The 1830-nt window shown below is 38.5% G+C and carries 3 protein-coding genes; all 3 read right to left on the minus strand.

All coding sequences use genetic code 11. From position 1 onward, the window contains the following. Window positions 1-627 (minus strand): zonular occludens toxin domain-containing protein (locus CRO04_RS25670; protein ID WP_099458948.1); only part of this gene is annotated, 627 nt, incomplete at its 3' end. A gap of 347 nt (window positions 628-974) precedes the next feature. Beyond that, window positions 975-1211: a hypothetical protein gene (locus CRO04_RS25680; protein ID WP_097007061.1), complete on the minus strand. Its 237-nt coding sequence runs from the start codon at window positions 1209-1211 to the stop codon at window positions 975-977. Between the two features lie 4 nt (window positions 1212-1215). Next, window positions 1216-1830: hypothetical protein (locus CRO04_RS26495; protein ID WP_166432681.1), on the minus strand; the 615-nt coding region annotated here is incomplete at its 5' end.

Genomic DNA, 1830 nt, shown 5'->3' on the forward strand with positions numbered 1-1830 from the left:
GCCCTGGGTGCCCTCGTCAAACAATTTGTACGAATCGTACATGCGATAGTACTTCTTGCGTCCGTAAAAAAATGAAGTACCGCATTTTTCCTTGACCCCGTACCAATATTCAACAGAAATAAAAAGGGGATGACCAAGAGAAAAGAGCCCCAGGAAGAATCCCACCGTACCAAAGTTGTTAATCTTACGGTGACGGTATTCGTATTCAATCAGACTGCGGATTTGACGATCTACCAGGCGGTCAAACTGGCTGATCAGTATGATGTTGTATCCATATTTCCGGTGCTGGGTGAAAAAGTTGGCCCATTGCTGGCGGCTCCGGTCATTCCAGGAACGACAGTTAAAGATAAGCTGGCATTCATCAATGACAAGCCAGGTCTGACCCTCAATGATTTTTCCTCTTTTATCCCGACGGTGACACAAACGGGAGAAATCTAAGAGCCAGTCAACCGTTAAATCAAAATTATCCTTGTAAAAAAAGAAGCCTTTTTTCTTTGCAGTTATCAGATCATAATTAATATCAAAATTCGCTATCACATTCTTTCCATGATTTAGCTGGAAGTAAATATCCTTTGCAACATGGTACGACTTTCCGGAGCCGGGAGTACCAGAATAAAAATAAATCATAAAAATCCCTCCACTTTAACGTTATAAGGTTTCATTAAATCACCTCAAATCCTTATCAACAAAATTTTAGTTTAGTTGTGTTCGATTAAAAAATTATCGAGTATAAAATCATTAAGAATGGAATTGAACAATAACAGATATACAGTAATTTATAACCAAATAATTCAAATGTTTCAAATTCAGAAAATAGTATATTATATAATTCATATCCAAAAGTAAAATGAAAGTATAAAAACGTAATTAAAACTAGGATTGAAATTCTATTAATATCAACACGCATAAATTTATTTATTTCATCTACCTTTTTTAGTATTAATTCCATACACAACTCCTTTTCTTTTAATACTTTACTCAATCATCTTTACCCAACGAAGGGCAAGCTGCACCAGATAGAACAGGCCAACCGCCGTAACCCAAAGCTGAGTAACTGCGATAATCTGCGCCACAGGAACAAAATAGTTTAAGTACCCTAAAAAGGGAATCTTATCAATCTCGTTTAAAAATGATTGAAACGGACTGTTCGGAAGAAATACAACACAGGCATTGGCAAGCTTTATTAAGATATACCGAATTTGTTCTAACATAAGATCACCCCTTTACTAGATTTCTGGTAATGACGATCAGACAGATACAGTAACCAATCAGCGTTGTTATTCGAACCAGCATGACCATAGGTTTCCAATCATCAGTAGACAAGTCAATTACAATGGTTTCATGAATATTCAGGCTTTCTATTGTAAATGGCAGCTCCCACCGGGGATCGGTAGAAGTGCTCTCAAAGATACTGATACAGGCAAACAAATCAAAAGGAATACAAAAGGGAAACTTTTTGGTTATATCTGACTGTATCTGCCAGTTGTTCGCCTTTGCATCCTCTTCCCCGGCAAGGGATTTCGCAATGGATTCAGTAATGGAAACAGGAAGGGCCTTAATACCAGCCAGAACATCCGAAATAGAACCCGGGATATCAATGATCCGATCTTTAATATCTGTTAACCCTCTGGATATTGCTTTGACTACATCCGTTATCACACCCAGCGGTCTAGTGATGTCCGGTATCCAGGGATAAGTATCCGTATTTTCTCCTTCATCCGCCTTTTCCCCGTATGTAACATTAATGGTTGGTGCCAGGACCTGAGCCCGATCAGCGGCTGTGATTGATGATTGCACATCAGATACAAGCTGTTCTGCAACATAAGAATC

This window comes from Lacrimispora amygdalina, from assembly GCF_900205965.1.
GTDB classification, from domain to species: domain Bacteria; phylum Bacillota; class Clostridia; order Lachnospirales; family Lachnospiraceae; genus Lacrimispora; species Lacrimispora amygdalina_A.

Bases quoted from the DNA above. Each gene is read 5' to 3' on its own strand.
- CRO04_RS25680 (WP_097007061.1), bottom strand. From the start codon at position 1,211: ATGTTAGAACAAATTCGGTATATCTTAATAAAGCTTGCCAATGCCTGT.